The organism is Thiothrix lacustris DSM 21227 (assembly GCF_000621325.1).
Classification (GTDB): Bacteria; Pseudomonadota; Gammaproteobacteria; order Thiotrichales; family Thiotrichaceae; genus Thiothrix; species Thiothrix lacustris.
Genome location: NZ_JHYQ01000013.1, coordinates 50,037 through 76,777 on the forward strand (window position 1 = coordinate 50,037; position 26,741 = coordinate 76,777).

The following is a 26,741-nucleotide window of genomic DNA, read 5'->3' on the forward strand; positions in this document are numbered from 1 at the left end:
GTTATGTTGGAGAGTATGTTATGAAAAACGCACCAGATAAGGCGTGATACGCATTCACAGTAGCCAGTGGGTTGTTTAGGGAGATAGGCAGCACACTGAAAAATTAGGAGCCATATTGATGAACACGAATGATACGTCCTCAGGGACTAATAACATTGGGCATGAGTTGCATAATGTTGAAGATGAGTTACAGCAGTTTGAAGAGAGGCAAGTCAATGTAACTCGTACTTTGCAGATGATCGTTTACCCAGCAATGGTGGCTTTCATTATTCTTTCTGCCTATGGCTTTTATTTAGTTCAATCGTTGACAACAGATGTTCACACACTGACGCAAACCATTTCTGATATGAATCGAACTGTCGATACTAATATGGGGCGCATGTCAGGCAACCTAGATACGATGACCGGACAAATGGGGCATTTGGTGCAATCGACAGGCGAGATGACCCATAATATTGTAGGCATGAATAGTAGTACGCAGGATATGGCTGGCAATATGCAGCAAATGAATGCATCTACTCAAAATATGGCTGTTTCCACTTATAATATGCAGCGCGATATGTGGAGTATGAATAAAAACATTTCTGGTCCGATGAAAATGTTTAATAAGTTCAGTCCATTCGGTAATGATAATACCTCACCTTATGTCGTGCCCCCACCCGCAGTAGCAACACCCTACTATAATTATTACACATTGCCGCAAAGCGGTGTTACTCAGCCTCCATTATCACCACCTACTGCTGCTATGATACCAGTACAGCCAGCCGTTGGTGTTTTACCACCAGCAGCGATGCCGCAACCCATACAGCCCAGTGATGCAGAAACCGCAAAAGATGGGCATAGTTCCGTGGACAAGGATGGCGACCAGTTTGTCGCTATGATGATAAAGGGATAGATTATGACACCAGCCAAGCGAATGGAGCAACGCCTCAAGCGGTTGCAAGAACACCTCAAACGTGAGAACCCCGTTCTCGTCGAGGCAGTTAATCAGTATCGAGAGCTTGATGCCGTTGCCCAAAAGCTTGGTTTGCTGAGTAGCAATGAATCCTATGCTACTCAGATTTCATGGTGGCCGATGATCTCTATTTTGGGGACATTTTCAGCCGGTAAATCCAGTTTTATCAATACGTTTTTAGATCTGGATTTACAGCGAACCGGCAATCAGGCGGTGGATGATCGCTTTACGGTGATTACCTTTAGTCCTGATGAGGAAGTGCGTACTTTACCCGGTTTGGCTTTGGATGGTGATCCACGTTTCCCCTTCTACCAAATTAGTGAAGAAATCGAGCACGTTTCCAAAGGCGAAGGCGCCAAAATAGATAACTATCTTCAGATGAAAGTCGCGCCTAGTGAGAAACTACGCGGTAAGATTTTGATTGATTCACCCGGGTTTGATGCGGATGAGCAGCGTAAGGCGACACTGCGGATTACTGACCATATTATCGAGTTATCTGATTTGGTTTTGGTGTTCTTTGATGCTCGCCACCCGGAACCGGGTGCTATGCAGGATACCTTGGAACACTTGGTGAAAGGCGCATTACGTCGTAATGACAGTAGTAAGTTTCTGTTTATTCTCAATCAGATTGATACGTCCGCTCGCGAAGATAATCTGGAGGATATCGTCTCCTCATGGCAAAAAGCGTTGGTGCAACAGGGATTATCAGCCGGTAGTTTCCATATCCTTTTCAACGATAAGTTGGCAGTGCCTGTCGCGAATGAAAGTGTGTGGGCGCGTTATGTTTCAAAACGTGATGCGGATTATCAACGCATAATGGCGAGAATAGAAGGGGTAAATACGGGGCGTGTCTACCGTATTATTGGTGCCATAGAGTCGCAGGCTAATGAGATTGAACAACAAGCGATTCCACGCTTACGCCAAGCTTTGCAGCGTTGGAAAAAACAAGTATTGATGGCTGATGCTTTAGCGTTTGGTTTATTGGCTATCGTATTGGTGACTATGAGTATTGAGTTTGGATATTGGGAAGGTTTTTTCTTTAATCCTCCATGGCTAATGTCACTGATGGGAAATCTTTGGGCGACAGGTGCGGTGATTGCAGCGGTTGCATGTCTGGTGTTAGGGATACATTATTTGATTCGTAATCGCCTAGCTAAACGCATCGCGGCATCCCTTAGTCGTGATGATTCGTTTGGTAATTTGTCTGCTGCGTTCCTCAAAAGTACTAAATTCTGGCGTAGTATTTTTCAAAGTACACCGGCAGGGTGGGGTAGTCGCACTCGCAAGCGTTTGGATGTGATTCGCCACGCCACTGATCGTTTTGTCCAGTATTTGAATGATCGTTTTACTAGTCCATCCGGTGTTAAAGCAAAGTCTTCTTAATAGACTAAGAGGCAAAACATTGGCGTTTGGGTTGGTGTTTTGCTTCGGGGTATTGTTTTTAGCTGCTTGTGATAAAAGTAGTCAGGCAGGGGTGCGTCTGGAAGGAATGCAGGGAACTGCTTTGTGGCATGTCACTGTGACGCATTCACCTGTTGGTATTAGTGAGGCTGAGCTTCTGGCCGGTTTAAGTAAGACGTTTGCTGATACTAATCAGTTATTGGCAACGTGGGATGACACGTCGGAAATAGCCCGCTTTAACCATTATCAAAGAACTGACTGGTTTAGCATTTCACCAGAACTGGCGAAATTGCTGGATTTGACCTTGAACATTAGTCGGCAAAGTGGTGGTGTCTACGATGTCACGGTTGGGCCATTAATTAAGTTATGGGGATTTTCCTCTCATGATGTGGAGAGGGATGCTGTACCCGCTAAAGCTGAGATAGATCAGGCTTTGGCTAAGGTGGGGTATCAGAAGCTTCAGGTACGGTTTGATCCACCTGCTGTGCGTAAGTCGCAAGTTGATCTTCGGGTGGAGTTGGCGTCGGTGGCGGATGGCTTTGCAGCTGATCAAGCCGGTTTGTATTTGGAATCGTTGGGTATCCATGAGTACATGGTGGAAATAGCCGGTGAGGTACGCACGCGTGGTCTTAGTCCACGGGGAGATCCTTGGCATATTGCTATTGAAAAACCGGTGGAAGAAGGGCGTATTGTACAAAAAGGTTTGCATCTACAGAATTCAGGTTTGGCGACTTCTGGGGATTACCGCAACTATTTTGTGCAGGGCGGTAAACGTTATTCACATACCTTTAATCCAGTCACTGGCACACCTGTCACACACAATCTTGCTTCTGTATCCGTTGTGTCCGAAGAGGCTACACTAGCCGATGCTTATGCTACTTTATTTATGGCATTAGGCGAGGAAAAGGGTAAAGCTTTTGCAGAGGCTCATGCAATTAATGCCTATTTTATTTGGCGAACAGATGATGGCTTTGAAACAGCTAATACCGTTGGGTTTCAACGTCTTTTCACTGAGGACTAATGTGATTATTTTGCCTAGTGATATTTATGTATAAAAAATATATAGAGTAATTGTTGGTCAGGTTGATTTTTGACCTTATCATATCTTGTTGTTATTAATGTAAAAATTCCAATTGCCAACCCTCTGTTGTTAAAATGTCCCGGTGATTTTTCTGTGCTGTGCTATAACCTTTTTTAGCCTCAATCATTATGGCTGAAATTTCATTGTTTAGAATAAATTAGGGTAATAGCTATGTCAGACGTTTTCGCTTCTAAAGAAATCCCGGCACTTAAAACAAGCGGCCTGGTTCTGGCCATGGTTTTGTGTGCTTCTCTGTTAAGTGCCTGTGACTGTGATGGTGACTGTAGTGTAGGGACTACTGCGAGCAGTGGTAGTACACCAACGACACCAACGACACCAACGACACCAACGACACCAACGACACCAACTGTTGCAAAGTGTGCGGATCTGCGTTTCTGTAAATATGATAGTACTGGTACGATGCTGGATGACTCCGCTACTTCATGGTCATGTGTCAATGACAAGCTTCTTGGTACTTTCTGGGAAGTGAAAACGACTGAAGGTTTGCGTAATAAGGATTGGACTTACGCCTACGATCCTAATGTGGGAGCTTGTGGAGCTACCGTAGCTGGCTGTACACCTGATGCGTATGTGGCAGCAGTCAATGCATCGGCTACTAAGCCTTGTGGTGCAGCAGCACCCGTTTGCCGGATGCCTACCCATGCAGAATTGATTTTCCTCAGTTATCCAGCTGCTTACTTCCCTACCGGTGGGAAATTCACGCCAGCTACTGATACTACTTATGTGCCACCGGCAGCATTCTTCCCGGATCATATGACAGATGCTTATTACTACAATACAAGTGAGGTGGGGCGTCAAGTCGATTATAGTGCTGTTATCCCAGCAAATAGCAGTGTTGATGCCATTAGCCTTCTTGGCATGGCGCCATCACTGGGAACTAATGTCGCGGGCCATGTTCGCTTAATTTGTCAGTAATTTTGTGTGAGGGGGAGGGTTCATCTCCCCTTCATCATAAAAAATATTGCGTCTGTATTAAAAAAAACTGCATTTCTTTTCATCTTGTACTATAAATATAGCTGTTGCCTCAAAGAGGTAATATTTATATCAATTTTTGTTTATAGGGCAGGATAACAGCTATGACAACGACTCAATCTAAAAATACATTCAATCTGTTCCGTAAGACTGGCATTTTCTTGGCAGTAGCCATGTCAGCATCCTTGCTGACAGCTTGTGGCGGCAGTAGCAGCAGTACTACAGATACGACTGGTACTACGACGACTGACACCACTACCGGCACTACTACTACCGGCACTACTACTACCGGCACTACCACTACCGGCACTACAACTACCACTGCAAGAACCTTCACCAAGCTGAATCTCACTGGCGCAGCCTATGTTGCTGATGGTGTTGCATCGATCGGTTGTGTACAAGACTCTAAAGATGGCAAGTTCTGGGAAGTGAAGACCAACGCAGCTGATACTACAAAATCAGACTTCCGCGATGTCGACTATGGCTATTTCTGGGGAACTAACGTGGGTTCTACCGCTGGGACTCCTGATGGTTCTCTTGCCACCATCGCGACTAGTTCATGCTCAGGTTCTGGTTCAACATTGACCAAGTGTAATACAGATGCTTATGTTGCAGCGGTGAATGCGATGAATGCTGGCAAAGGCTTGTGCAACAAAACCACATGGCGTTTGCCGACCTCGGCTGAATTGTTAGGTTTAATGGATACCACTAAGACAGCGCCTCCTTATATTTATAGCGATTTGGGTAGCACTTCTTTCGATGCCGCTGATACCGATGGCCGTCCATTTGTGTATGCTTACTGGTCTGCTACACCTGTTACGGGTAATACTGCACAACGTCAAGCGGTAAGCTTCACTAATAAATTGGCCGATGGTCAAATCAAAGCTCACAATATGGTGGATCAAATCAACGATCAAATTCGTCTGATTGCTGACTAAGATTTGAGTGGGAACCACTGAAGCGGCACAGCCCGCTTCACCCATTCGTAGTTCGTGGCGGCCTTAGTGCCGCCACAACTTTTTCCGCCACACCCGCCAGAGCCACAAGCACCCGCCGCTAATTCACGGATTTTGCCCTTACGTTGCCAGTAGTTCAGCGCGAACTGCGCCGTATCCTGGGTAATGTCGAAATGGGTCGCCACATCATTGAGACTAGCACTACCGCGCTGTTGCAGGTAGTCGCGGATTTCCCCCAACATCATGTTGATTGCCTCCTGCCAGATAAAATGCGTAAACAGATGCTGTAAAGCTGCCAAGTACGATCACTGCCCACAATAAGGACTGCACGGGATGTTGGCTGATCGTCGCAAGCTGATAGAACAACGTTGCTGCCCCGTAACCTAAGCCCGTGCTCCATGCCACGCCCAGTGTCGCCCAGCGTGCCCCGACTTCCCGGTACATCGCCCCGGTTGCTGCCACACACGGAAAATACATCAGGATGAATAACAGGTAGGCAAATGCGCCGATCTTACCGTCAAAATACTGATTCATGGCACTGAAGGTGGCATTGCTGACATCCTGTTGTTCATCAATGGCACCGAAACCCAGCGGGTCGCCGACATGACCCAGCGCATCGCCAAGATTAGCGGGGATGGTGGCTACTGCTTCCTGTAAGCCAGCACTGACACTGAAAGGTTTGGCTATTTCTTCAGCCGCTGCTTCTGGGCTAGTGCCCATTTGGCTGTACAGCGCATCCAGCGTGCCGACCACAACTTCTTTCGCCAGCAAGCCGCTGACAATGCCGACTGTGGCAGGCCAGTTATCCTGCTCAATACCCATCGGTGCGAACACCGGTGTGACCCATTTGGCGGTCGCGCTGAGGACGGATTTCTCCGTATTCTGGTTGCCAAAGCTACCATCGGTTCCCACGCTGTTCACAACGTTGATCACCATCACCACAGCTACAATCAGTTTGCCCGCGCCCACAATGAAGCCACGCAACTTGTTCCACGTATTGATCAGGATATTGCGTAAACCGGGAAGCTGGTACGTCGGCATTTCCATCACGAAATGGTCAGCGCCGCCTTGCAGCAAGGTTTTGCGCATGATCAGTCCGGTGAGAATGGCGAAGGCAATTCCCACCAGATACAGCAGGAACACGATGTTTTGCCCACCACCCTGAAAGAAAGCCGCCGCGAACAGCGCATACACAGCCAACCTTGCCCCACAGGACATAAACGGTGCCATCAGTACGGTAAGGATGCGTTCCCGCTGGCTATCGAGGGTGCGGGTCGCCATGATCGCAGGTACATTGCAGCCGAAACCGACGATCAAAGGCACAAATGCCTTGCCAGAAACGCCCAGCCTGCGCATGAACTGATCCATCACAAAGGCTGCTCGCGCCATGTAGCCAGATTCTTCCAGCAGGGTAAGGAATAAGTACAACGCGGCAATAATGGGAATGAACGTCGCCACGACTTGCAAACCACCACCCAAGCCATCCGCCAGCAGCGTAATCAGCCATTCCGGTGTACCGAAACCTGTCAACACGTGCCGGACACCATCCACCGCAATGGTTTGCAGGGCAATGTCAAAGAAGTCGATGAAAGCCCCGCCAAGGTTGATGCTGAACAGGAACAGCAAATACATCATCACCAAAAAGATGGGGATACCTGTCCAGCTTCCCAGCACCCAGCGGTCGAGCTTGTCGGAAAGGGTGCGGCTGATCTTGCCGCGTTCATGGGTGGCCTCACGCGCAATGCGGGTAGCAAGATCAAAACGGCCATCTGCTAGCAGGAAATCGAACTCTTCGTGCGTTTCTGCCTCTATTTGCTGGTGCAGGGCTGCAATGGTGGGTTCGGTCTTGCAGGTTTGCAGGGCAAATAAGGCATCCGCCCGGCTGATGTCGTCGGTTTGTACGCTCAGCAAGGCTTGTTCAACACTGCTGTGATAGGGGATATCAAAATGCAGGGTGGAAGCGCTGGGGATGTAATGGCAAATCGCGTGGTGAACCGGGTGTAAATCCTTATCCTGACGCAAAGAGATGGGGATGACCGGGCAGCCGAGGCGTTCATGCAGGGCTTGCACATCCACCTTCATGCCGCGCCGTTCCGCCACGTCCATCATGTTCAGTAACACGAGCATAGGGACATTGAGTTCGCGCAATTGCAAGGTCAGGTATAGGCCACGTTCCAGCGTGCTGGCGTCAACAATATTGATGTAGAGAAAGTCAGGGTTTTGCTGCACGAAATCGCGGGCGACTCGTTCATCGGCGGAGGTGTCGCTGAAGTCCAATGAATACGTGCCGGGTAGGTCGACCACATGCAAGTCTTCATTGAGCAAGCGGCATTGGCCTTCCTTACGTTCGACGGTAACGCCGGGCCAGTTGCCGGTACGTTGGCGGGCGCCTGTTAGCAGGTTGAACAGCGTGGTTTTGCCCGCATTGGGATTGCCTAGTAAGGCAATTTCACGGTGCAGTGCAGCTTTAGAGCAGCGTTTTTCTTTGGCGTTACAGCATTCTTTTGCCATGATTTACTCCTGCACGTGAACCATGATATGAGTGGTAATGGTGCGCCCTAGGCTGATGCGGTTATTGCCGTTGCCCAACACAATATCACCGTTGCGGTTACGCAGTATTTCAATACGGGAACCTGTGCCAATACCCATGCCTAGCAGGCGGATACGCGTGGCATTATCGGTTTTGACAGCGTAAATATGAGCAAAAAGGCTTTCCGCCAGAGTGGAAAGGGGCTGGGCGTTGGCTAAGCTCATGCTATGTCTACCTGCATGTGAAAATGATTCTCAAATGTATATGACATGTTCTTAATATTCAAGTTCCACTGAACATTTTATTGAATAGCTGGTCATAATCGTTGATGCAAGCATTGACAAACTTGTGTCGAGTCGTGGACTCCTCCAACAATCTTCCTCCCCTGCAAATCGGGGAGGTATTTTTCCATCACAGCTTATGAGGGCTACTGTGAAAATAACCCATTACTGTATTTCTGCGTTGCTCCTGTTCGCCGTGACAGGTTGTGATCGGCTGGAGCAAGACATGCTGTCGGCACCGGATGATGCCACACTCGGCCGCTACGGCTTGGATACGCCTAAATTGGGTGATAAACGTGTGGAAGCGGGCAAGCAATTGGATGCTTTACTGAATAAACCCATGCAATGCACATTGGGTAAAACGGGGCTGGGTGATAACCGCAAGGCGTATTTATTGGAAGAATGTAGTGGTGTTCTGGTGGGGGGGGACGTAGGCACGTTGTGGGGCGAAGAGCTGAGTTTCTTCAAAGCCGTTTTTGTGGAAGACCAGTTGTGCAGCTTAGAACTACAACTCAAAACCTCCGGTGACTATGCCGCATTGTATGATACACACGGTAAAAAGATCATTAACTTATTCGGTAAACCGGATGAGGCCAATACCAAAGGTGTAAGATGGCAGCGTGAAGGTGATGAAGCTGTTCTCAAGGACCTGGGTGATGGTAAAGTCGGCTTTGAAATCCGCAACAAGAAAGTCATGCAGGCGCTGCATCACAAAGGCTGAGAGTAATCCATGTCCCGCATTCTTTTGTTCAATAAACCGTTTGATGTTCTTTGTCAGTTTACTGATCAGGAAGGCCGGGCAACGTTAGCTGATTACATTTCGGTTCCTAGTGTGTATACCGCCGGGCGGCTCGATCGTGACAGCGAAGGCTTGCTGTTGCTGACCGATGATGGCGCTTTGCAGCACCGCATTTCTGACCCCAAACATAAAATGAGCAAAACCTACTGGGTGCAGGTGGAAGGTGCGCCAACGGATGCTGATTTACAGCCTTTGCGCCAAGGCATCCGTTTGAAGGATGGTATGACTCGCCCCGCCGGTGTGCGCTTGATGGCTGAACCGCCGGATTTGTGGGCGCGTATTCCCCCTATCCGTGTGCGTCAGGCGATTCCCGATAGTTGGCTGGAAATCACCATCAGCGAAGGGCGTAATCGGCAGGTGCGCCGTATGACCGCCGCGATTGGTTTTCCCACGCTGCGGCTGATCCGTTACCGGATAGGGTCATGGACGCTGGATGGTTTAGTCAGTGGGGAATGGCGGGATGCCTAGTGATGACTTTTGCTCAGGCAGTTTTCGATACACACTAATACTTGGCGTTCCATCGAAGGTGTGTCGTTGATACGCATGTAAGCACTTAAAAAGGAAACTACCCGCCGCGCTAATGATTCTGGGTTATTGCTAGGGGCGATCACAGCAGCATAGAGTTCCTGATCATGTTCCATAAAACTGCAAATTAAATTCTGAATGGTGCTACTGTCTCTATTAACGTGCAGAGCGAGGCTGCGCGTGTGTTTACTAATGATGGCAAAGGTATCGTTTCCTACAGTAATGACTGGGTTCTTCATGGCTTTCTCTTGTTGTATGGGTGATGCTTTCAGTCGTGGTAACAGCATAGCCCTGTCAAGGGAAGTATGTAAATGGTAATGGTTGAAGTTTAGTTAATGGTATATATGATGAAATTTGCAATAAAATTAGCCGTTGTATTGTTAGTTAGTAGTGCGTTGAATTCAACATATGCTGTTGAAATGAATGCCAACAATGCGTTAAATGAGGATTTGTTGGCGGCCACCAAAGTCAGTATTTCCATGATGGATGCGATCAACGCTGCCGTGAAAGAAGTTTCTGGTATACCTGTCGCTGCTGAATTTGAGAATAGCGATGGGGAAGGTGCAGAAGCGCGGTGGTTTATTGAAATCATCTCCGGCAATGCGGCGATAGATCTTGAGGTGGATGCGACCACCGGCAAAGTCACTCGGTTGGCAGATGAGCCAATCGAGGGTGATGTGATTCAGGGCGAAGAGGCTTCTTCAACAGAGGTTCCTCTCGAAAAAACTGACAAGTGATGAATTCTTCAGGTAACTGGTTTTTCTGGGCTGCACTTTCCGCAGTGTTTGCAGCGCTGACCGCCATTTTTGCTAAGATTGGCATACAAGGTGTTAATTCCGACTTGGCAACGCTGATCCGTACCTGCATTGTCGGCTGCATACTGGCGGCATTTGTGTGGTTCACGGGTAAGTGGAGCGATCCTTTTGCTTTATCACCTAAAACGTGGCTGTTCCTCGGGCTGTCTGGCTTGGCGACGGGCGCATCCTGGGTGTGTTATTTCCGGGCATTGCAAATTGGCGATGCCTCCAAGGTTGCCCCGGTAGACAAGTTTAGTTTGGTGCTGGTAGCAATATTTGCGGTGGCGTTCCTTGGGGAGCGCCCGTCATTACAGGAATGGTTGGGGATTGGAATGGTTGCTGCGGGTGTCGTTGTACTTGCTTTGGGGAGTTGATCTTGAGCGCATCTTTCTACAAGTAGCCATCTGGGATTTTCCGGGTGGCTTTTTTATGTGGATGCATTACTCTGTTCAACCGTATCAATAGCTGGTAATAGAAGGAATCTTCATGCAAGCCTTTTTCCAACATGTGCTGGATATTGTTGCCCAGAATCCGATGCTGGCGGTGTGGCTGGCATTTATTGTGTCTGTCGCGGAAGCAGTGCTGGTGATTGGTTTTTTTGTGCCGAGTACCACGATATTGGTGGGGATCGGTGGCTTAATCGGGCTGGGGAAGCTGCCGTTCTGGCCGATTTTCTGGGTGGTCGCATTGGGGGCAGCGCTTGGTGACGCCATTTCTTACTGGATCGGGCATACCTACCGTGAACGTTTGTATGGGGTGTGGCCGTTTTCCCGCTATACCAACTTGCTGGCTTCCGGGCAGGAATACTTCAATGTACACGGTGGCAAAAGTGTGGTCATCGGGCGTTTTATCCCCGGTGTGAAGGCGGTTGTGCCGGGTATTGCGGGGATGATGGGGATGAACCCAGTACGTTTTACCACGTTGAATGTATTGTCAGCTTTTGCTTGGGCGGCGACACATTTGTTGCCGGGTATGTCCGCCGGTTGGGTAATGGCGCGTCTTGGCGCGATAAGCCAACGCTTAGCGATTATGTTTGGCTTGCTGCTGGTGCTGACGGTGGTGCTGATTTGGGTGGCAAAACACGGTGTTGCCATGGGAATGCGCTGTTTACCGCGCTGGCAAATGGCGTTTTCCCGCTGGGGTGAAACGTATGAAGGTTTGTGTAAGGGGGCAGTACACCGCATGGTGTTGCCTGACCATGCTGATTTCCGTTTGCTGGTGGTGTTGAACCTGTTGGTGGTCATGGGTGTGGTGGGAATCGCTTGGTTGTTAGAAACCCTTTCCAGTCAGGGAATGATGTTCCAGCTTGATCATGCGTTCAGCCACTCGGTGCAAGCCTTGCGTACTCAATGGACAGATCCGTTGATGCTGGCAGTTACCATGCTGGGGGATGCAGCAGTGGTGGTGGCAGTGCTGCTGGCGATGCTGCTGGTGTTGGCGTGGGAGCGCCGCTGGTGGTTATTGGCGGGGGTTGCCTTGACTTTTACGGCGGCGATTGTGTTTGTGGATGGCATGAAATGGCTGGTGCAAACTATCCGTCCGGTGGTTGATTTGTATACCGGGGTGGCGGCCTTTTCTTTCCCTAGTGGTCATGCCACGGTGAGTTTTACCCTATCGGGGTTGTTGGGCTGGTTTGTGTACCGGGGTGGTGGCGCGTGGATGCGTGCACTGCTCTTACCCTTGTTGGCAGTGCTGGCGGTATTGGTGGCCTTTTCACGGCTTTATCTGGGGGCGCATTGGCCTTCGGATGTGCTGGCGGGTTGGCTGTTTGGCATTGGAGTGCTGGCGGCGTTTGCACAGTTTTTCCGGCAGGATCGGGTGGAAAGGCGTTTGGCCGTGCGGATGCTTGTCGCTAGTGGGGTGGCGCTGGTATTGGTCGGTGGTCTGCATCTCAGTGAGGGCTGGGGGAAGGCTACCGTGCAATATGCTCAGCGCACCCCGCCGTCTTTGTTCTTGCCGCAGCCTTGGGAAGCGGGTGGCTGGGCGGCATTGCCCGCTTACCGGACAGATGTGGTGGGGCAACATGAGGAACCTTTCCTGCTGCAATGGCGGGGTAGCCCGCAAGCCTTGCAGCAGGCATTATCGGGTTGGGTTGCTGCGCCGGAATGGACAGTGCATACCTTGAACCGTTTCGCTTTCCCCGATAGTACGGCGGAACAATTGCCCGTATTGCCAAAGCTGAATGAGGGAAGAATGCAGGCGTATACGTGGGTCAAGCCGGGGACGTTGGCAAGCGTGGAAGGCCGCTATGTGTTGCGCCTTTACCTGCGAACCGTTGCTGAGGTGGGCCAGCCATCTGCGCCTGTATGGCTGGGAACGTTGGTATTTGAAGGTTTGGATCATCCGTTCAAGCAATCCAGTTTGGTGTGGTCGCCGGATGAATCGGTTGTGTGTCTGGGAACGCCGTTACTATTGGAACTCCCCCACGCGCAGGAAGTGGGGGCTGTGCTGGACATCGTGGAAGGCCATGCTTGCGGTGGGCGGCGGGTGTTGGCGAGGGAGTGAATTACCGTCAACCCACTAACCTATCACTGACCGTTTTGTTGCGGTGAAACCCAACCTTCTTCCAACGTACTCAACATGTACTCGGTCATCATTTTGAATTCCTCCGTCGAAAGGCTGTTGCTGCCGCCGTGCGCATACATGTGGGCTTTGCCATCAATCACGGTTTTCACCAAAGTGTCGATACCCTTGTCTTTGCGTGCTGCCCACGCTTCAGCATTGCCCAGTTGGGGAGCACCCAAGTCACCATAATTATGGCACTTGAAACAAGCCTGTTCATACAGCTTGCGCCCATGCATCAAGCGCAGATGCTGTGCTTTATCCGCCTCACTGGCGGAGCCAATCTGCGCTTGGGTTGATGCATCCGTCACTGTGCTGGTTAGGTAACGGATCATGCTTTTGAGTTGCCACTCCGACCAAATGGGGCTAATGCCTTTTGAATACATGTGATTGGGGCCATCAATGATGGATGTGTAGAGCGTATCTTCACCCAGTGGTAACAGCTTTGCCCAATCGCCTTTTTCACCGGGGCGAGGTGCATGACTAAGCCCTCGGTCGTGGCACATAAAGCAATAGGTTTCATACAGGGTTTTCCCGGCGGCTGGGTCAATCGGTTTATCTTCTGCGCTGGCATTCCATGACGCGAAACACAGGGTGGAAAATACGATAGAAACAATCAACTTTTTCATCTGGCTACTCCTTGACACACTAAAAGTCCTTACTTTGAGTCTAGTGTTTTTGCCTTGGGAAAAAAGTTGTCATTGATAGAATCTTTACTTTTATCAATGTTTTATCTTTTTTTCGTAAAAAAAAGGTGTTAATGCCAAGAAATTCGCCTGTAAGATAAGGGGCAAATAATAGGAGAATGTCCGATGAATACCCCAATAGATACACCTACCTCCCGCTTGCAGCAGGCGGGCGTTAGCCTGTGGCTGGACAATATTACCCGCACCTTGCTGGATGACGGCACGCTGCAAGGTTATATTGATGCGTCCAACGTCACTGGTCTGACGTCCAACCCCAGCATTTTTGACCAAGCGATTGACAGCGGCGCTTACGATGCAGCCATTCAGCACAAGCTGGCGGCTGGCAAATCCGGCGAAGCGTTATTTTTTGAGTTGGCGATGGAGGATTTACGCCGGGCGGCTGATTTGTTCAAGCCGGAGCATGAGCGTAGCAAAGGGCTGGATGGTTGGGTGTCACTGGAGGTTTCACCGCTGCTGGCCTACGACACTGCTAGCACTCTGGCAGAGGCACAACGCCTGTATGCAGAGGCCGATCGTGCCAATCTGTTCATCAAGATTCCGGGAACTAAGGAAGGTTTACCCGCGATTGAAGAAGCCACGTTTGCCGGGGTTCCGGTCAATGTGACCCTGCTGTTTTCGATGGAACAGTATCTGGCGGCGGCGGAGGCGTGGTTACGCGGGGTTGAGCGGCGTATGGCAGCTGGTTTTAACCCGGATGTGCGCTCGGTAGCGTCTGTTTTCATCAGTCGTTGGGACAGAGCCGTTGTGGGTAAAGTGCCCGATGCCTTGAACAATCAACTAGGGGTAGCGATTGGCAAGCGTACCTATCAGGCTTACCGGGAATTTTTGGGCAGCAAACGTTGCGTCGCTGTCCAGCAAGCGGGTGCTCAACCTCAGCGCCTGTTGTGGGCGAGTACTGGCACCAAAGACCCGGTGCTGCCTGCTTCTTTCTATGTTGATAGCTTGATCGCACCGGATACCGTCAACACCATACCGGAGAACACTTTGCTGGCTTACCGCGAGCACGGGGCAGGTGGAGCGCCATTATCGCCAGATGGTGGCGATGCAGACAGCATTTTCGCAGCGTTTGCACAGGCCGGGGTCGACTACCACGCGTTAGCCGACAAGTTGCAACAGGATGGGGCAGCAGCCTTTGTGGAGTCTTGGCATAAGTTGTTGGCGACGATTGCCTCCAAGGGCGAATAGGCAGAGTCGCCTGTTGCTATCTGATAATGGGGAGCATGGCGCATGAGGGTGCTCCCCAGAGAGAGTAAGGGGCGATAGGTGCAACGGCTGGTTTTGCTGCATCTAACACTCACTTCCAACCTTGAAGCCATTTTTCGTCATTTTTTAGTTCTTGCCATTCGATTGGCTCTGAGCGTTTAGAGATGATCGCCTCTATTAGGCAGTGAATCACCTCTTCTTCTTCGTCGAAATCAAGTTCTGTGATCAGAAAATGCTTTTCTCTGTTAAGGGGGGTAACCGCAGTCCATTTGCTATTAAGTAATTTTTTAGGGTTTATTTGGTTCATTGAAATCACCTGATGGTTTTTTTTGACAATAAGCTGGCGTATTGAATGCTGAATTTACATTCTCAGAACAATCTTGTTTAAGGATCTCCTCCATTTAAGTGAGTGTTAGTTGTTAAACCATTCAATTAATTGATTCTGTTCGGTTGAAAAATATTCACTGCCCGCTTTATACATGGTCAATGTGACATGAATGGGCGTATAGCTGTTGAAGTCATGGTTATGGTAACGCTGTTTGATATTCCTTAATTCGCCATCTTTCAATGAAGTGAGCGGTTTTACTTGAGAGAAGTACTCTTGCCAGAAATTCAAGAGAAATGTCGACCAATCATATATTAACTCTGGTTGATCATACTCGTCTGCATTTTTTGTGAGAATGTCACCAATCTCGAATGGATCAAGCTCTTCATACTTAAAGTCTTTATCTACTTCAGTAAACGTATAGCCGCCTGCATCGAAGTCATACTTCTGTGGCAAGTTTTCTAAGCTCCAGATGATATTCTTTTTTTCTGTTGCGGCTATTTGGGTGTGATTAATCAGAAAAATGCTTTTTTTAATCAGTTCATCTATTTCCCACATTGATTTTAATCCTTTGCAGTAGTCAGGGTTGGGGACAACGTGCATAAGTCTAGGCTCAAGAATTTTGTACCGGGCACGGGATTGAACGCTACAGGTGGTGCTGGTTGAAACCCAAGTGAATCATAGATGGCTTGTGCGGCAGTGAATTCGGGAAGTACGTCAAGGCAGATGCGCGAGTAGCCAGCCTCCCTTGCCTCGTCGAGAATGCTGGTGATTAGCCGATGACCAAGACCTTCGCCACGTGCTGTTGGCCGAATGAAGACACGTTTCATTTCACAGGTATGTCTATCAACTTTTCGAAGTGCAGCACAGCCGACGATGCTTCCGCTTTTCCAAGCAAGCAGGAGGCGACCTTCAGGAGCGGCGTACTTTCCCGGCAGAGAGGCGAACTCAGACTCATAGTTCTGAAAGCCGAGGTTCACGCTTGGGCTGGCTACGTATTCTCGAAAAATGCCTACGACATGTTCCAAATCATCAGGAAATCTTGCTGGTTTGATCTCGATCATGACTGAACGCCGTTGCTCTTGCCATTTTTTGGCTGGTTTTTTCATTTATCAGGACAGTCAGCCGGGCACTGTTGATTACTTTCCGTGTTGTCACAGAGGCCATCACCGCAATATTTACGTGGTTCCTGATTATTGGCTGGTGGTCTTGGTTCGGGATTTTTACCTGCACCGTTAGTGGGAGCAGGTCTTTGTTTCTGATCATTTTTCTGGAATGTTTCGACAGATTCTTTGCCATCTGCGTCGACATAGACAAACTGGTATTGCCCTTTTTCATCCCAGTTATAGTTAACTTGGTGTGGCTTGTCGTTTACTGTGTATTCCAATGAATAGCTGCTGTCATTTATTTTCTTGAAATCTGTTATTTTGGCACCTTTTAAAGGGCCATAATCATCCGTGCGTATAGGTTGGGATTTGGCTTGCGGTTCAATTTGATCTTCTGGTGCATTTGCCAGTGAATCGACTTGTACCTTACCCCTTAAGCCCGCAATTAAATACGGTGGGTAGTTAGTGGCATGATATTCATAAGAGCCAGTTTCGTTAAATCTCCCTAAGTATTTATCAAGGGTTTTATCGGTTTTTCCGTACAGGGGATAACCGTCTAACGCATAAGCAATAGGATTGCCTTTACCGACCACCTTTTCCAAATGTTCGGGTGCTAGGTGGTAGTGATAATCATCAGCTCGGCCACTATGACCACCCCACTGATCGAGTTCGCCTATATCAGCCGCATACTCACCGCGATTATTCATGGCAGTAAAAATGGGTACACCATTCACCGCAATGGCAATTGCACCTTTATGAAAATGGTCTTTGGTTAACATCGGTTCATCAGCGAGGACGGGTTTTAGCGGGATTTTCCAACTGTTTTGACCCGTATAGTTTTGTGGGAGTGGAACTTGTTGTTGCCAATTGGTAATGCCTACCATCATATTGTGCTCAGGTAGGCCATTGGATTCTACATTTAAATAGTCTGAGTCTTCACTGGTTTTAACATGATGGGAATGCTGAAAGAGTGAATGCATGTGACTGTGGGCGGTGTTGTTTTGGGTGGTTGGAAGCGTATGCTTGCCATCCACGACTAGCCGACAAAGCAGGGTGTTGTCTTTTTCCAGATCATCTGTCCAGATAAGTTTTGCGTTTGCATCCCATTTTATTTCGTCGTAGCCATCTTTTGGTCTAACCTGAGCGACGCTATATTCTGTGGCATGTTGCCATGCGCTATCATCAAAGTTTGGCATTTGCCAAGATGCTGGTTCAGCCTCAGATGTAAACTGGCATTCACCTTGTCCCGCTATAGGCTTTGCTACCTTGGCGCAGTTACTGTCCAGCGGAGCCTTATGAATGACTTTACAGCGCATCGAAGCATCAGAAACAGCAACGACATTACCAGATTTCAGGTCAGTAATTTGGGTGATAAAACCACCATCGCCCATTTGCTGACGTGGAGAAGCAATATATTCAAGCCCGGTGTCATTTTCTTTGAAGTCTTTAATCATAAATGCCAAGACAAAGGGGCTTGATGCGGAAAACTGATGTGTTTCAGCATTAAATGATCGTTCTGTGGTAATAGGTACAGAGTCTTCCAAGAGTGGCTTACCATCAATATAGGCAGAAAACCAATTATCAGCCCATACGTCAATGTTATACTGATTTTGTTCGGCTGACATTGCAGTAGCACTAAACGCCAAGCAACCAATGGAAAATAATGACAGTATTTTTGGAATGAAGGGTTTCATATATATTTGCCTATAATTGATCACGTTTTTCAGATTCTATTTCTACGCTTTTCGTTTCTTCGACTAATGTAGGCATCCGATGTAATCTGTCGTGAATGGCATGATGAATAAATGACAGTTTTGTACGTACCGGTTCTGTTAATACAAACGGATAAGCATCATTCATTCCCATGCTGCGATTTAATGAGTTGAGAATGACAGCAAAATCTATCCAAGTATCCAAGATGCTGGTAATTGATGTTTGCGCAGAAAAGAAGTAGGTGCTCTGGGGTAAATTCAAGTCTTCGATTTCTTCAGCATCATCTGTATTTGCGGAGGTCGAGCCGGTAATGGAAAAGTTTTTTGCGGTCTCTAGCGTGTCCATGATATGCATATAATGCGCCCAGGTTTCTGCCCAGTCCTCATAGGGATGCATGGTGGCATATTCGCTAATAAATGCTTCACGCCAGTTTTCTGGAGAACCATTTTTGTAATGTTTGTCCAGGGCTTCTTGGTAGTTCAGTTCATCATCACCAAAATATTGTTTGCATAACGCATGTTTTTCCGGTGAGCCTGCAATTAATATATCGAAATAATAGTGGCCTAGTTCATGGCGAAAATGCCCCAGTAATGTACGATAACGCTCACCCATTGCTAGCTTTGTATGAGAGCGGGCAACGTCGTTCGCTTCGGCTAAATTGATGGTTATGTGGCCACAATCATGGCCAGTAAATACCGTTTCAGAACCGTGTAGTTTACTAACAAAATGATCATTGACATCGCGATCGGTAATAAAATCAAAACTTAATCCATTGTCTGGATCTTGGCTAATATTACGCAATGGCAAGGAGAATGCTTTCAAGGTATATAAAGCACGCCGCTTGGCTCTTTCCATTTTCCGCCACAGAGGAATGTGCTCAACGATGCTTAAATTCGGAATGGTTTCATTAAAACGACAAGCGAAACACAATACTTCATCTTTATCGTTAGCAGGGGCAAGCGTATTCAACTTAACCATGCCATTACACGCTTGGAAATTAGCGTTGTTGTCACATTTTTGATAGCGAATATGTGGCTGTTCTGCTTTGAAATATTGCCCACTTTTTTCATCTAAATCATAAGGTTCTACTTTTTCAAACTCGTCATCAATCCCAACAGTCCTGTTGCAAGAACTACAGGTGCTGCTCTCGAAGAATAAAATCTGATGATCTTGGCAAGTGCAGTTAAAGGTTTTCATATATCTTTGTTACCCACAGAAAATGATTGACAGAATGTCTGAAACTCTACCATAAGCTGATGCTAAATACCAAAATGCTGATAATTAAAGAAAAATTTTATCATTCTGTTGCACCTGTTGGCGGATTTCACCTGTCCGTGACGGCAAGACGCATGAGGACAGTGTGGCTTTATACAGCTATTTTTTTCAGGTTCATTTCAGCTAGCCCCCTTAGCATTGTCACAACTGATGACTGATAAGGAATGTAAGTATGAAAATCCATAAGAAAACGGGCAGCTTTTTACTGGCTTGTTCCCTTGTCTTGTTGACAGGTTGTGGTAGCAGTAGCGCGTCAACCAGCCTTGCTGAGACGGTCGCAACCGCGAATATGATCAGCGATACCAGTACTATTACCCCCATCATTGTGGAGCAACCGCTAACGGTTGCTGAGACCGAAACGCTGCTATTTGTGCGCGAAGAAGAAAAGCTGGCGCGTGATGTGTACCTGACCCTGTACAACCAATGGGGAAGCAACATCTTCCAGAACATCGCTAACAACGGTGAACAGCAACACATGGACGCCATCAAAGTATTGGTGGATGCGTTCGGCTACGTTGACCCGGTGTCATCTAACGAAGTCGGCGCTTTCACTGATGCGGAGATCCTCAAGTTGTATAACGACTTGGTGGCGCGTGGCATGATCTCATCGCAAGAGGCGCTGATGGTGGGCGGTTTCATCGAAGAATACGACATCAAAGACCTTCAGGATGCCATTGATGAAGCCAAACAAGGCACGAATCAAGCGGCTGTTATCCAGACTTACGACAGCTTGTTGTGCGGTTCACGCAACCACTTGCGTTCCTTTGTTGGGCAAATCGAGAAAGACGGTCTTGTCTACCAAGCGCAGTATGTCTCTCAAGCCACGGTTGACGCGATTGTGAACAGCCCCGAAGAAAAATGCGGACAGTAATGAATCATAATGACAAGGAGATACTCCCATGACTTTACCTAAAACCCTCATCGCAGGCATGGTTGCCATTGCTTGCACAGGTTTGCTAACCACACCCGCAACGTTTGCCCAAGGTAACGGCCAAGCCGTTGCGCCCCCTCAGACCGAGGTACTGACTGTGACCGAAAACGAAGCCCTGCGCTTCATGCGTGAAGAAGAAAAGCTGGCGCGTGATGTCTACATCACTCTCTACAATCAGTGGAAACTGCCAGTATTCAACAATATTTCCCAATCTGAACAACGGCATACCGATCGGGTAAAAGCCTTGCTGCAAACCTACCGGCTAACTGACCCGGTGACGAATGACACGGTAGGCGTGTTCCTAAATGCAGATTTGGCGGCCTTGTATGCGCAACTGGTAGCACGCGGGCAAACCTCGCCGCTTGAAGCCTTGCATGTCGGCGCTTTGATTGAGGAGGTGGATATTGTGGACTTGCAAAAATCCATGAGCGAAACCACGCGCCCCGATATTCTCAGCACTTACGACAACCTGATGCGCGGTTCACGCAACCATCTGCGGGCGTTTGTCGGGCAGATTCAAGCGCAAGGCGTGACCTATGTCGCTCAAACCATGCCACAAGCGGAAGTAGATGCCATCGTCAACAGCCCGAATGAACGTGGTCAAGGCGGCGGTGGTTACGGTGGCGGCAATGGGAATGGTCAAGGGCGCGGTCGCTGGTAAAGCGTTTCAACTCTATCCGTTTGGCGGATAAATTTTCAGCTTCATTTCAGTTTGAGCCGTTACAGTCCTGCGCTTGTGATAAAATTAGATAATTAGGACTGTGGATAATGAAAACGAAAAATGTCATGGCTTTAGGGTATGCAGTAACACTTTGTTCCGCCTTGGCTCTGTCAGGATGTGGTGGAGGTAGTAGTGGGAATGGTGGTGGTGCGCCCACGGAATCCTACATTGACTACCTTGCCAGTCATCATGCGGCTTACAGCAATACTGGTACGCTGGATAATCCCAGTGCCCGTTTTGATGATGCCAGCAACTCGCTGTCGTGGTTGATTACCGCACAAACCGCCGAACAAGCTGAAAACCTTCAGAAACATATCGAATTTATGGGCAATGCGATGGCGAACGGCGGTAATCCCCGCGAATGGGATAAGCTGTTTCTGGCAGATGCGTACATGACCACGGAAAACCGTTATGAAACCCGTGTATCCGTTTCAGGTTATAATGTTCTGGTCGAAAAATTGGCGACTGATCCCTGCGCTTACCAACTCTTGAAAGCTCATGCGACGGGCATCAGTGGTAAGTTTTTTGAAGGCAATATCAAAGTGGATTTCAGTTCACAGGCTGAGGTCGTTATTGCCAGTGACGCGTGCAGTGCAGACCGCAGTGCTATTGAAGCCTATATTGCGGCACGTTTAAGATCTGTGCCTAACGGGATTCAGAACAATAGTTGAGGTTGGAGAAACCATGCGCCTGTTATTGGTTGAAGACGATACCGAACTGAGTAGCAGCTTGCACGCCCGCCTGAAGCGCGAAGGTTTCGCCGTGGACATCGCTGCGAACGGCGTGGATGGCGAATTCATGGGCGACGAAGAGCCTTACGATGTGGTGATTCTTGACCTCGGCCTGCCGCAACGCAGTGGGCTGGAGGTGTTGCAACACTGGCGGCAACGCGGCAATCGCGTGCCGGTGATTGTGCTTACTGCCCGTGATGCTTGGCACGAACGGGTGGATGGCTTTAAGGCTGGGGCAGATGATTACCTCGGCAAGCCGTTTCACTTTGAGGAATTGTTGGTGCGGGTGCAGGCGCTGATTCGCCGCAACCTTCAGGCATCGGTTCCCGATCAGAAGCTGGATTGCTGCGGCCTGCAACTGGATGAGGAACACCAGCAAGTCACTACCCCGGAGGGCACGGTGTTCGATCTGACCGGCACCGAATTCCGCCTGTTGCGCTATTTCATGCTGCACCCCGGCAAAATCCTCACCAAGTCACGCCTGACCGAACACGTTTACGAACAGGATTTCGACCGCGACAGCAATGTGATCGAAGTCTATGTGCGCCATTTACGCCGCAAGTTAGGTGAATGGCGCATCCTTACCCGCCGGGGACAAGGTTACATTTTCATCGACCCCGCTAAACCGGAGCCACCCGTATGAAATCGCTCGAACGCCAGTTGCAGATCAACCTTGCGATGACGCTGATTGCGGTGATGGCACTAATTTGGGTGGTGGGCAGCCAATTGCCGCGTCTTGCACCTGTTCACGCTCCCCTCTTGGCGGGCGCAGGTGTGGAGATGCCAGTTTCTGAACGTCCGCAACGTTTCAAATGGGTTTTCCCTATCTTGGCAGCGGGGGGGATTGCTTTGATTTTGGGGATTCAGGGTGTAGTTATCCGCCGTACCTTCCGCCGTCTCGACCGGATACGCGCCGAAGTCCGTGAGCTGGAAGCGGGTAAGCTTTCGATGCTGAGCGAAGATGTACCTGCCGAAATCTACCCCATTATCCACGAATTCAACCACGTCCTCAGCCTGATGCAGGAACGCCTGGAACGTTCGCGCAATTCCCTCGGCAACCTCGCCCACGCGTTGAAAGCACCACTCAACCTGCTGGTGCAATACCTCGATCAAGAACCGGATGCTAACCACAACCAGCAGGCGCAATTACAGGCCGAACGCATCCGCCAACTCACCGAACGCGAACTCAAACGCGCCCGCATGGCGGGGCTGGGCAACACCACGCAACGCTTTGACCCGCGTGCGGAACTGCCCACTTTAGTCGACGTGCTGGCACGGATTCACCACAAATCACCGCGCAGCATTGCACTCGACATTGCCCCCGAGATCACCCGTTTCGGCGACCGCGAAGACATGCTGGAACTGGTCGGCAACCTGCTCGACAACGCCTGCAAATGGGCGCGGGAACAGGTGTGCTGCCAAATTGCCTGCATTGACGGGCAGGTTCAGATCACGGTGGAGGACGACGGCACAGGCCGTAGTGAAACCGAATTGCAGCAAATGGCGGAACGTGGCGTGCGCCTCGATGAATCGGTGGAAGGCCACGGGCTAGGGCTTTCGATCTGCAAGGATATTGTGAAACTGTACGGTGGCACGCTGGCGTTTGGGCACTCGAAAGCGCTGGGGGGCTTGCAGGTGACAGTGAGGTTATAAGGGGCATACGCCCTTAGTCATTAAGGTAAATCAGTTGCACCCGTTCCCCACTCGCCAACGGCTGCTTCAGCTCAATACTGAACAGTGAAGGCCGATGCGTGTTGCGTAACCGGATGGCCGCCGAATGTTCCACCCGACCCTGTTCCCGCACCTTGCCGCTGGCGTCCAGCACGGCGTAACCAATATGCCCGAAAGGCACAGGGTTACGCCCGGTACGGTGTATCTGCCCCTTGATGGTGCTTTGACCTTCCACCCGCAAGGAACGGAAAGCCACCGACGCCGCATGGGTATCGGTGATGAATCTGTTTCCGGCAGTATCGGTAGGAATGACGGTACAGCTTGAAGCACTCAGCAACAAGGCAATCGCCACGAAAACGTTAGTCAACATGTCCGATACTCCTTAATGATGGGTGGTGAGGTCGCGGGATTTTTCACCCTTGAGGACAAACTGGCGGTACAGCAGCGGCAGCAAAATCAGCGTCAGCGTGGTGGAACTCACCAGCCCGCCGATGACCACCGTCGCCAACGGCTTCTGGATTTCGGAACCGGGGCCAGTCGCAAACAGCAGCGGAACCAGACCCCAGGTGGCGATACTCGCCGTCATCAGCACCGGGCGCAGGCGGCGTAATGCCCCTTCCCGCACCACCGGAATCCCCCGGAAGCCGCTTTGGTGTAACTGGTTAAAGAATGTGACCAACACCACCCCGTTCAGCACCGCAATACCCAATAGCGCGATGAAACCAACCGAGGCCGGAACCGACAAGTATTGCCCCGACAGTGCCAGGCTGAAAATGCCGCCGACCAGCGCCAGCGGTACGTTGGCCATGACCAGTACGGTCTGGCGGATATTGCGGAAGGTTAAAAACAGCAGCAAACCGATCAGCAGCAAGGCGAGTGGCACGACCACCATCAAGCGTTGCGCGGCGCGTTGCTGGTTTTCAAACTGCCCGCCCCAGGTGATATTGTAACCGCTGGGAAGTTTGACCTGTGCGGCGACCGCTTGCTGGGCTTCTTCCACGAAACTGACCAGATCGCGCCCGACGACGTTGCTTTGTACGGTGACAAAACGCCCGGCATTTTCGCGTTTGATGGCTACCGGCCCTTCGGTGCGGATCAGTTTGGCAACTTGATCGAGGCTGATGACACGCCCGTCCGCCAAGGTCAGGCGGATTTGTTGCAAGGCTGTGGGGGCGTTGCGTAATTCGGCAGTGCCGCGCAATTGCAGTGGAACGCGGCGACCTTCCTGCTGGATTGTGCCGATGATTTCGCCTTCCAGTTGGGTGCGTAACAGGGCGGCGATGTCATCCACCGACAGGCCAAAACGCCCGGCGGCGGTGCGGTCGATTTCCGCCCGCAGGTATTGCACGCCTTCGTTTTTCTGGGTGTACACATCCGACGCGCCGGGGATTTTTTCCAGCAGGGTAGCGACATCCTGTGCCATGCCGTTGAGGGTGTTGAGGTCGGAACCGAAAATCTTGATGGCAATGTCACCCCGGCTGCCGGTGAGCATTTCCGAGACGCGCATGTCGATCGGCTGGGTGAAGTTGTAAGCCACACCGGGGAAGGTTTCCAGCACTTTGCGGATTTCTTCCTGTAACCATTCCTTGTCGGGGGTGCGCCATTCCTGCAACGGTTTCAGCACCAGAAAGGAGTCGGTGTCATTCAGCCCCATCGGGTCGAGGCCGAGCTCATCTGAGCCGACGCGGGCAACCATGCGCTCAATTTCGGGAATGTTGGCGAGCAAGGCTTTTTGCACTTTCAGGTCGGTGGCGACGCTTTCTTCCAGACTGATGGAAGGCAGCTTTTCCAGTTGCACGATCAGGTCGCCTTCGTCCATGACCGGCATGAAGGTCTTGCCAATGAAAGGGTAAGTGGCAATGGCCGCAGCCATCACCAGCCCGGTCAGCAGGTAGACAGTTTTGGGGGATTTCAGTGCGCCATCCAGCACCGGGATGTATGCCGCGCGGGAAATACGTAGCAGCCACGGGTCTTCATGCGCGGCTTGTTTCAGTAACCAGGAAGACAGTACCGGAATGATGGTCAGCGCCAGTAACAGCGACACCGACAGGGCAAACACGATGGTCATGGCAACCGGCGCGAACAGCTTGCCTTCCAGCCCTTGCAGGCTCAACAGCGGCAGAAACACAATGGCAATGATCAGGATGCCGGTACTCACGGGGGCAGACACTTCCTGTACCGCCCAGAGAATTTTCTGGATTTGCGGGGTGTTGGCCTTTTCGTCGTCGTGGGCAAGGTGAGCCACGATGTTTTCCACAATCACCACCGCCGCATCCACCAGCAGACCGATAGCAATCGCCAGCCCGCCAAGGCTCATCAGGTTGGCAGAAATGCCGAACTGGCGCATCAGGATGAACGTGCCGAGGATCGACAATGGCAGAATCAGTGCCACCACAAACGCCGCCCGCAAGTTACCAAGGAAGGCGAACAGGATAATGCCGACCAGCACAGCCGCTTCCAGCAAGGCTTTGCTGACGGTGTGGATGGCTTTGTCCACCAGTACGGAACGGTCGTAGAAGGTGGAAATGGTAGTGCCTTCCGGCAGTGAAGCAGAAATGTCGTCGAGTTTGATTTTGAGGCTTTCGATCAGTTGCCCGGCATTCGCGCCGCGCAGGCTGAGTACAAGCCCTTCCACTGCTTCGCCTTCGCCATTCTGGGTGACAGCGCCGTAACGAGTCAGCTCACCGAGTTCGATTTTGGCGACATCGTTGACGGTGATGGGTGCATCGCCCATGCTTTTGATGGCGATGTGGCGTAAGTCGTCTAGCCCCTTGATGCCGCCTTCCACCCGCACGACCCAGGTTTCTTCGCCTTCATTGACGCGGCCTGCACCGTCGTTGCGGATATTGCTGGCGAGGGCGGTGCGCAAGTCGTCCAGCGTCAGGCCACGGGCATTGAGCGCGGCGAGGTTCGGGGTGACTTCAAAGGTAGTGACCCGCCCACCGAGGGAGTTTACGTCAGCCACACCGGGCAGGGCGCGTAATTGTGGGCGGATTGTCCAGTCCAGCAAGGTGCGCTTTTCTTGCAGCGATAACGGCCCTTCGATGGTGAACATGAACATTTCCGACAGGGGGGTAGAAATCGGAGCCAGCCCGCCGCTGACGTTATCGGGCAGGTCGCCTTTGACGTTGGCGAAACGTTCCGTGACCTGACTGCGTGCCCAGTAAATGTCGGTGCCTTCGGCAAAGTCGAGGGTAATGTCAGCCAGCGCGTATTTGGAAACGCTGCGCAGGATGCTTTGGTTGGGGATGCCGAGCAACTCGGTTTCCACCGGCTGGGTGATGCGGGCTTCGACTTCTTCCGGGGTCATGCCGGGGGCTTTGAGGATCAGTTTCACCTGGGTGGTGGAAACGTCCGGGAAAGCATCTATTGGCAACTGTTGAAAGGAATGGATGCCCAGCCCGGCGAGTGCCAGTGTCAGACCCAGAATCAACCAGCGCTGTGCCAGTGAGAATTCGGTAAACCAGTTCAGCATGGC

At 50.3% G+C, this 26,741-nt stretch carries 28 protein-coding genes; 16 read left to right on the top strand and 12 right to left on the bottom strand.

Annotation, left to right across the window (positions count from 1 at the left end):
• Positions 1-118: 118 nt before the first annotated feature.
• From Q394_RS21360 to Q394_RS0106915, 5 genes are all read left to right on the top strand, one after another.
• Complete coding sequence (locus tag Q394_RS21360; RefSeq protein WP_051542988.1) at positions 119-895, top strand: methyl-accepting chemotaxis protein; 777 nt, start codon at positions 119-121, stop codon at positions 893-895.
• A 3-nt stretch (positions 896-898) separates the two neighbouring features.
• Positions 899-2,338 carry a dynamin family protein gene (locus tag Q394_RS0106900; RefSeq protein WP_038140790.1) on the top strand — a complete coding sequence of 480 codons (1,440 nt, stop codon included), beginning with the start codon at positions 899-901 and terminating at the stop codon, positions 2,336-2,338.
• Positions 2,292-3,377 (top strand): FAD:protein FMN transferase, encoded by a 1,086-nt coding sequence (locus Q394_RS0106905; RefSeq protein WP_084260375.1) that lies wholly within the window; start codon positions 2,292-2,294, stop codon positions 3,375-3,377. The genes Q394_RS0106900 and Q394_RS0106905 overlap by 47 nt, the downstream gene beginning before the upstream one ends.
• A 294-nt stretch (positions 3,378-3,671) precedes the next feature.
• The gene (locus Q394_RS0106910) at positions 3,672-4,373 is read left to right on the top strand and encodes a hypothetical protein (protein WP_156946762.1); all 702 of its coding nucleotides are present in this window, start codon (positions 3,672-3,674) and stop codon (positions 4,371-4,373) included.
• A gap of 161 nt (positions 4,374-4,534) precedes the next feature.
• Positions 4,535-5,368 (top strand): Lcl domain-containing protein, encoded by an 834-nt coding sequence (locus Q394_RS0106915; protein WP_028488637.1) that lies wholly within the window; start codon positions 4,535-4,537, stop codon positions 5,366-5,368.
• Here Q394_RS0106915 and Q394_RS0106920 read toward each other — a convergent pair.
• Genes Q394_RS0106920 through Q394_RS0106930 form a run of 3 tightly spaced genes read right to left on the bottom strand, consistent with a single transcriptional unit; the run spans position 5,365 to position 8,140 of the window.
• Positions 5,365-5,631, bottom strand: coding sequence for a FeoC-like transcriptional regulator (locus Q394_RS0106920; RefSeq protein WP_028488638.1), 267 nt, complete (start codon positions 5,629-5,631; stop codon positions 5,365-5,367). The genes Q394_RS0106915 and Q394_RS0106920 overlap by 4 nt on opposite strands.
• On the bottom strand, positions 5,588-7,897 hold the full coding sequence (feoB, locus tag Q394_RS19410) for a Fe(2+) transporter permease subunit FeoB (RefSeq protein WP_084260376.1): 2,310 nt from the start codon (positions 7,895-7,897) through the stop codon (positions 5,588-5,590). The genes Q394_RS0106920 and feoB overlap by 44 nt, the downstream gene beginning before the upstream one ends.
• Positions 7,898-7,900: 3 nt before the next feature.
• Positions 7,901-8,140, bottom strand: coding sequence for a FeoA family protein (locus tag Q394_RS0106930; protein ID WP_028488639.1), 240 nt, complete (start codon positions 8,138-8,140; stop codon positions 7,901-7,903).
• 208 nt (positions 8,141-8,348) lie between these two features.
• Here Q394_RS0106930 and Q394_RS0106935 point away from each other — a divergent pair, with 208 nt between their 5' ends.
• Both Q394_RS0106935 and Q394_RS0106940 read left to right on the top strand, forming a co-directional pair.
• Positions 8,349-8,918: a hypothetical protein gene (locus Q394_RS0106935; RefSeq protein WP_156946763.1), complete on the top strand. Its 570-nt coding sequence runs from the start codon at positions 8,349-8,351 to the stop codon at positions 8,916-8,918.
• A 9-nt stretch (positions 8,919-8,927) separates the two neighbouring features.
• Positions 8,928-9,464 carry a pseudouridine synthase gene (locus Q394_RS0106940; protein ID WP_028488641.1) on the top strand — a complete coding sequence of 179 codons (537 nt, stop codon included), beginning with the start codon at positions 8,928-8,930 and terminating at the stop codon, positions 9,462-9,464.
• Here the strand turns inward: Q394_RS0106940 and Q394_RS0106945 are convergent.
• Complete coding sequence (locus Q394_RS0106945; RefSeq protein WP_028488642.1) at positions 9,461-9,760, bottom strand: hypothetical protein; 300 nt, start codon at positions 9,758-9,760, stop codon at positions 9,461-9,463. The genes Q394_RS0106940 and Q394_RS0106945 overlap by 4 nt on opposite strands.
• A 180-nt stretch (positions 9,761-9,940) precedes the next feature.
• Between Q394_RS0106945 and Q394_RS0106950 the strand changes: the two genes are divergently transcribed.
• The 3 genes from Q394_RS0106950 to Q394_RS0106960 all read left to right on the top strand — a co-directional run bounded on the left by Q394_RS0106950 (position 9,941) and on the right by Q394_RS0106960 (position 12,823).
• Entirely contained in the window at positions 9,941-10,258 is a 318-nt protein-coding gene (locus Q394_RS0106950; protein WP_156946764.1) for a PepSY domain-containing protein, read from the top strand.
• The gene (locus Q394_RS0106955) at positions 10,258-10,692 is read left to right on the top strand and encodes an EamA family transporter (RefSeq protein ID WP_028488644.1); all 435 of its coding nucleotides are present in this window, start codon (positions 10,258-10,260) and stop codon (positions 10,690-10,692) included. Before Q394_RS0106950 ends, Q394_RS0106955 begins: the two co-directional genes overlap by 1 nt.
• Positions 10,693-10,804: 112 nt before the next feature.
• On the top strand, positions 10,805-12,823 hold the full coding sequence (locus tag Q394_RS0106960) for a bifunctional DedA family/phosphatase PAP2 family protein (RefSeq protein WP_028488645.1): 2,019 nt from the start codon (positions 10,805-10,807) through the stop codon (positions 12,821-12,823).
• Between the two features lie 23 nt (positions 12,824-12,846).
• Here the strand turns inward: Q394_RS0106960 and Q394_RS22690 are convergent, their stop codons facing one another.
• On the bottom strand, positions 12,847-13,509 hold the full coding sequence (locus Q394_RS22690) for a c-type cytochrome (RefSeq protein ID WP_028488646.1): 663 nt from the start codon (positions 13,507-13,509) through the stop codon (positions 12,847-12,849).
• 183 nt (positions 13,510-13,692) lie between these two features.
• Here Q394_RS22690 and tal point away from each other — a divergent pair, with 183 nt between their 5' ends.
• Complete coding sequence (gene tal / locus Q394_RS0106970) at positions 13,693-14,772, top strand: transaldolase (protein WP_051542992.1); 1,080 nt, start codon at positions 13,693-13,695, stop codon at positions 14,770-14,772.
• Between the two features lie 109 nt (positions 14,773-14,881).
• On the opposite strand, the gene Q394_RS0106975 is transcribed toward tal, so the two are convergent.
• From Q394_RS0106975 to Q394_RS0106995, 5 genes are all read right to left on the bottom strand, one after another.
• The gene (locus Q394_RS0106975) at positions 14,882-15,097 is read right to left on the bottom strand and encodes a TIGR02450 family Trp-rich protein (protein ID WP_028488648.1); all 216 of its coding nucleotides are present in this window, start codon (positions 15,095-15,097) and stop codon (positions 14,882-14,884) included.
• A gap of 105 nt (positions 15,098-15,202) precedes the next feature.
• The gene (locus Q394_RS0106980; RefSeq protein ID WP_028488649.1) at positions 15,203-15,673 is read right to left on the bottom strand and encodes a hypothetical protein; all 471 of its coding nucleotides are present in this window, start codon (positions 15,671-15,673) and stop codon (positions 15,203-15,205) included.
• Between the two features lie 5 nt (positions 15,674-15,678).
• Positions 15,679-16,224: a GNAT family N-acetyltransferase gene (locus Q394_RS0106985; protein ID WP_211248789.1), complete on the bottom strand. Its 546-nt coding sequence runs from the start codon at positions 16,222-16,224 to the stop codon at positions 15,679-15,681.
• Positions 16,221-17,915 (bottom strand): YHYH protein, encoded by a 1,695-nt coding sequence (locus tag Q394_RS21365; protein WP_051542995.1) that lies wholly within the window; start codon positions 17,913-17,915, stop codon positions 16,221-16,223. The genes Q394_RS0106985 and Q394_RS21365 overlap by 4 nt, the downstream gene beginning before the upstream one ends.
• A 10-nt stretch (positions 17,916-17,925) precedes the next feature.
• Entirely contained in the window at positions 17,926-19,131 is a 1,206-nt protein-coding gene (locus Q394_RS0106995) for a zinc-binding metallopeptidase family protein (protein ID WP_028488651.1), read from the bottom strand.
• Positions 19,132-19,381: 250 nt separating this feature from the next.
• Between Q394_RS0106995 and Q394_RS0107000 the strand changes: the two genes are divergently transcribed.
• The 5 genes from Q394_RS0107000 (at position 19,382) to Q394_RS19425 (ending at position 23,245) form a co-directional block, all read left to right on the top strand.
• Positions 19,382-20,080, top strand: coding sequence for a DUF2202 domain-containing protein (locus Q394_RS0107000; RefSeq protein WP_028488652.1), 699 nt, complete (start codon positions 19,382-19,384; stop codon positions 20,078-20,080).
• Positions 20,081-20,108: 28 nt separating this feature from the next.
• A complete protein-coding gene (locus tag Q394_RS19420) occupies positions 20,109-20,801 on the top strand; it encodes a DUF2202 domain-containing protein (protein ID WP_051543000.1) in 693 nt (230 codons plus the stop codon).
• Between the two features lie 107 nt (positions 20,802-20,908).
• Positions 20,909-21,532 carry a hypothetical protein gene (locus tag Q394_RS0107010; protein ID WP_028488653.1) on the top strand — a complete coding sequence of 208 codons (624 nt, stop codon included), beginning with the start codon at positions 20,909-20,911 and terminating at the stop codon, positions 21,530-21,532.
• Positions 21,533-21,545: 13 nt separating this feature from the next.
• Entirely contained in the window at positions 21,546-22,235 is a 690-nt protein-coding gene (locus Q394_RS0107015; RefSeq protein ID WP_028488654.1) for a response regulator transcription factor, read from the top strand.
• Positions 22,232-23,245 (top strand): sensor histidine kinase, encoded by a 1,014-nt coding sequence (locus Q394_RS19425; RefSeq protein WP_051543003.1) that lies wholly within the window; start codon positions 22,232-22,234, stop codon positions 23,243-23,245. Before Q394_RS0107015 ends, Q394_RS19425 begins: the two co-directional genes overlap by 4 nt.
• A 13-nt stretch (positions 23,246-23,258) precedes the next feature.
• Here Q394_RS19425 and Q394_RS0107025 read toward each other — a convergent pair whose 3' ends face one another.
• Positions 23,259-23,633, bottom strand: coding sequence for a hypothetical protein (locus Q394_RS0107025; protein WP_028488655.1), 375 nt, complete (start codon positions 23,631-23,633; stop codon positions 23,259-23,261).
• 12 nt (positions 23,634-23,645) lie between these two features.
• Positions 23,646-26,738 carry an efflux RND transporter permease subunit gene (locus tag Q394_RS0107030; protein WP_028488656.1) on the bottom strand — a complete coding sequence of 1,031 codons (3,093 nt, stop codon included), beginning with the start codon at positions 26,736-26,738 and terminating at the stop codon, positions 23,646-23,648.
• Positions 26,739-26,741 lie beyond the last annotated feature (3 nt).